We start from the raw sequence: 4,773 nt of genomic DNA, 5'->3' as shown, positions 1-4,773 counted from the left end.
AGCGCGGCAGCCGCCGGGCGGGCAAGGGTCCCGCCGGCCGGGGTCCCGCCAACGAGACGCAGGCGGCGGCCGGCCGGCGCAAGCGCAAGCAGAAGAAGTCCCGCACGAAGAAGGTGCTGTTGTGGACCGGCGGCTCGATGGCCGTGGTGGTCCTCGCCGCGTCCGTCGGCGGATACCTGTACTACCAGCACCTGAACGGCAACATCTCGACCATCGACGTGGCGGGCGCGAGCGACAAGGGCTTCGAGAAGGACAAGCCCATCAACATCCTCGTGATCGGTACGGACAAGCGCACCGGCGACGGCAACGAGAGCTACGGCGACTCGGGCAGCGTCGGCCACGCCGACACGACGCTCCTCTTCCACGTGTCCAAGGACAGGACGAACGCGACCGCGCTCTCCATCCCGCGCGACCTCGTCACCGACATCCCGGAGTGCACCACCAAGACCGCGGACGGCTCCGACAAGGTCATCCCGGCGACGCCGCGCGGTGTGTCGAGCCCGCGGTTCAACACCAGCCTCGGCCAGGACGGCCGTGACCCCGGCTGCACGATGGCCACGGTCAAGGAGCTGACCGGCATCACCCCGGACCACTTCATGATGGCCGACTTCAACGCCGTGAAGACGATGAGCACGGCGGTGGGCGGGGTCGAGGTGTGTGTGGACCAGGCCGTGAAGGACAAGGACTCGAAGCTCGACCTTCCCGCCGGCAAGAGCACCATCTCGGGCGAGCAGGCGCTCGCCTTCGTCCGTACGCGCCACGCCTTCGGCGACGGAAGCGACCTGACCCGTATCAAGACACAGCAGCAGTTCCTGAGTTCGCTGCTGCGGCAGATGGCGTCCAAGGACACCCTCACCAACGTCTCCAAGGTGACCGACCTGGCCGAGGCGGCGACGAAGTCGCTGACGGTCGACTCCGGCATCGGCTCCATCACCAAGCTCGTGTCGCTGGCGAAGGAACTCGCCAAGGTCAATCCCAAGAACATCACCTTCGCCACCATTCCGGTGCTGGACAACCCCGCCGAGCCCCCCACCAGGAGGGCCACCGTCGTCGTCAACGAGGCGCCTGCCCAGCAGCTGTTCTCGATGATCCTGAGCGACACGTCGCTGTCCGAGGTGAAGAAGAAGGAGAGCGCGGCCAAGTCGGCCAAGAACAAGCTCCTCAAGGGATCGAAGGCGGACGCGGCGGACGTACGGGTGGACGTCTACAACGGCGGCGGCCCGCAGGGCTCGGCGCAGACGACGCTCAACTGGCTCCAGAACGAGGAGGGCGTGCTCAAGTCCACGAACAAGGGCAACGCGCCCGCGAACGTGGCCAAAACCACCCTCGTGTACGCGCCCAACCAGGCCGATCAGGCCCGCGCGCTCGCGGCGATGATGGGGCTGCCGGGCACGGCGATGAAGCCGGGGACCGAGGACGCGGTGGGTCTCCAGGCGATGGAGCTGACGCTGGGCAAGGACTTCAAGGGCGCGGGGGTGCCCATCACCGGCCCGGCAAAGGCGCCGGATGCCGTGCCGACATTGAAAGCCGACAAACAGGTCTGCGCAGAGTGACGCCGGAATCCCGGCTCACGCGCACGACGGCCTGAGCAAGGGGGGCCCGCGTGGGTCACAGCAGCACGCACAGGGAGCGGTCGCGGCGGCAATCGCCGCACGCCCGCGAACTGGGCTGGGACGACAGCCTGTACGACGCGGAGAGCGACGACGGCGCGGGTACGGACGACGGGGGCGGCGGGGACGGCGCGCGTGAGGCTCGTACGGAACAGGGCCCGGCGGACGGCGCCGGGAGCGGCGACGCCCCGGACCGGACGGCCGGGAGAGCCGGCCGGCGCCCAGGACGCCGGAGATGGCGCATAGTCCGCTGGATCGCCGGCGTGCTCGCCCTGCTGATACTCGCGGCGGCGGGCGCCGGCTATCTGTACTACCGCCACCTCAACGGCAACATACGCACCGACGACCGCAACAACGGTGACACCGGCCTCAAGAAGCCCGCGGCCAACGAGGCGGGACAGACCCCGCTGAACATCCTGCTGATCGGCTCGGACAGTCGCGCCGACCCGGAGAACGTCAAACTCGGCGGCAGCAAGGACACCGCGGGCAACCCCCCGCTCGCGGACGTCCAGATGCTGTTCCACGTCTCCGCCGACCGCAAGAACGCCTCGGTCGTCAGCATCCCCCGCGACACCCGGGTCGACATCCCCGAGTGCAAGGACAGCGCGACCGGCAAGGTCTATCCGAAGACCAACGGCATCATCAACGAGACGCTGGGGCGCGGCGGTCCCGGCTGCACCCTCAGCACGTGGGAGAACCTCACCGGCGTCTACATCGACCACTGGATGACGATCGACTTCTCCGGTGTGGTGAAGATGGCCGACGCGATCGGCGGGGTCGACGTCTGCGTCAAGGACAACGTCTGGGACCGGCCGCTGCCCGGTGTGCCCGGCGGCTCGGGGCTCAAGCTCGAAGCGGGCACGACCCGTATCAAGGGCGAACAGGCCTTGCAGTGGCTGCGGACACGCCACGCCTTCTCCAGCGACATCGGCCGCGCGAGGGCCCAGCACATGTACATGAACTCGATGATCCGCGAGCTCAAGTCGCAGAACGTCTTCACCGACTCCGTCCGGCTCACGGGCCTCGCCGAGGCGGCCACGAAGTCGCTGGAGGTGTCGGAGGAGATCGGTACGGTCAAGAAGCTCTTCGACCTCGGCATGCAGCTCAAGGCCGTGCCGACCAACCGCCTCACGATGACGACCATGCCGTGGATCGAGGACCCGCAGAACCGGAACCACGTGGTCCCCAACAAGACGGACGCCGACCGGATGTGGACGATGATCCGCGACGACGTGGCGTTCGACGCCAACGGCGACAAGGCCGAGGCGGCGAAGAAGCCGTCCGGGCCCGCGTCGAAGGACCCGTCCGACGCGCCCGCCGACACGGGGGTGACCGTACTCAACGGCACCGGCGGGGAACAGGCCCCGGTGTCGGGCCGCGCGCGGGCGATCGCGGAGGTGCTCGGCGGCAAGGGCTACTCCCTGGCGCGGGCGGGCGGCGAGCAGAGCCCGCAGGAGGCCACCGGGATCACGTACCCGAGCGCGGACCTGGAGGGGGACGCGCAGGCCGTCGCCAAGGCCCTCAAGATCCCGCTGACGTCGGTCACGAAGTCCACGGGCGTCTCGGGGATCACGCTGGTCGTGGGCGCCGACTGGCGCGAAGGACCGTCGTACCCGGCCAAGGCGAAGCCCGAGGCGGGGGGCATCCCCGACACGGCGGACGCCATCAGCGGGTCGGACAAGGATGCCTGCATGGACGTGTACGCGCCGTACCGCTTCTGAGGACCCGTACACACACCGAAGCGCCGCCGGAGGACCCTCTCCGGCGGCGCTTCGGTGTGAACGGGGCTTTTGTCGTACGGCAGCCGGCAGCCGGCAGCCGCGGTCAGGCCGTCGTGACGTCGTTCGTGTCCGTGGCCCCGGCGGAACCGGTCCGCACCGCCGGGCGGCGGCTCGCGATGACCTTCCTCGCCAGGGAGCGCGGGCTGGTGAGGAAGCCGTACCCCCACGACATGTGCATCGTCGCCAGCGCCACCGGGATCCGCAGCCGGGCCGCGAGCGGCAGGCCCTTGCCCGCCGGGACCGAGCCCGCGGTGATCGCGGCGAGGTATCCGGCCGGTACGACGAAGGCCCACGGGGTGAGCAGCGCGCCGGCCACGATGCCCGCGGCGATGACACACACCGCCGTCGGCGGGGCGAGGTAGCGGAGGTTGATCGAGCCCGCGTGGTAGCGGGCGACGACGTGGCGCCAGCGGCCGTAGTCCTTGTACTGCTTGGCGAGCGCCCCGACCGAGGGCCGCGGGCGGTACTGGACCCGCAGCTCCGGGGAGAACCAGATCGCGCCCCCGGCCTCACGGATGCGGAAGTTCAGCTCCCAGTCCTGGGCGCGGATGAACTCCACGTTGTAGCCGCCCGCCCGCTCCAGCGCCTCACGGCGGAAGACCCCCAGGTAGACGGTCTCGGCGGGGCCGGCCTGGCCACCGGTGTGGAAGGCCGCGTTCCCGACGCCGATCTTCGAGGTCATGGCGGCGGCGACCGCGTGCTCCCAGTCGGTCTCGCCCTCGGCGTGCATCACACCGCCGACGTTCTGCGCGCCCGTCTCCTCCAACAGCCTGACGGCGGTGGCGATGTAGTTCGGCGACAGCATGCCGTGGCCGTCGACCCGTACGACGACGGGGTGCGTCGAAGCGGCGATCGCGGCGTTCAGCGCCGCCGGGGTGCGGCCGGTCGGGTTGGGCACGGTGTGGACGCGGGGGTCCTCCCGTACCAGCTCGGCGGCGATCTCGTCCGTACGGTCCGTGGAGGGACCGAGCGCGATGACCACCTCCATCTCGCCGGCGTACTCCTGCTCCAGGATGTGCCGGACGGAGTTCCTCAGATGACGTTCCTCGTTGAGCACCGGCATGATCACGGACACCGCGGGCGGCACGACAGGCATGGAGGTTCGGGGTCCTTCGGGAGACGGCGGTATGGCCGCCACGTTACCGCGAACGGGGGACAGCGACGCGCGCCGCCCGGTCGTATCCGATGCCGCTGATCGTATGGGCCTACGGTGCTCACGATCCCTCACCCCTCACCCGCCCGCCCCCGGCTTCGTCGTACCGTCCCCGCCCTCACCCTCGTCGTACCGTCCCCGCTGTCACCGCGGAGGTGTCCCCCGTGCCCACGCCGCCCCGCTCCCCCCGTCCCGCCCGCCGCCCGGCCGCAGCCCGCCCGCGGCCACC

3 protein-coding genes are annotated in these 4,773 nt (G+C 70.2%); 2 read left to right on the top strand and 1 reads right to left on the bottom strand.

What is annotated here, in order from left to right:
- Both GT042_RS03995 and GT042_RS03990 read left to right on the top strand, forming a co-directional pair.
- The coding region (locus tag GT042_RS03995; protein WP_237530445.1) for an LCP family protein at nt 1-1,553 on the top strand (1,553 nt) is incomplete at its 5' end.
- A 50-nt stretch (nt 1,554-1,603) separates the two neighbouring features.
- A complete protein-coding gene (locus tag GT042_RS03990; RefSeq protein WP_161307304.1) occupies nt 1,604-3,331 on the top strand; it encodes an LCP family protein in 1,728 nt (575 codons plus the stop codon).
- A gap of 103 nt (nt 3,332-3,434) precedes the next feature.
- On the opposite strand, the gene GT042_RS03985 is transcribed toward GT042_RS03990, so the two are convergent.
- Nucleotides 3,435-4,487 carry a glycosyltransferase family 2 protein gene (locus GT042_RS03985; protein ID WP_161307303.1) on the bottom strand — a complete coding sequence of 351 codons (1,053 nt, stop codon included), beginning with the start codon at nt 4,485-4,487 and terminating at the stop codon, nt 3,435-3,437.
- Nucleotides 4,488-4,773 lie beyond the last annotated feature (286 nt).

This window comes from Streptomyces sp. SID3212 (assembly GCF_009865405.1).
In the GTDB taxonomy this organism is placed as follows: Bacteria; Actinomycetota; Actinomycetes; order Streptomycetales; family Streptomycetaceae; genus Streptomyces.
Note: the sequence above shows the minus strand (reverse complement) of the source record. Positions and strands in the feature narration are given on the sequence as shown.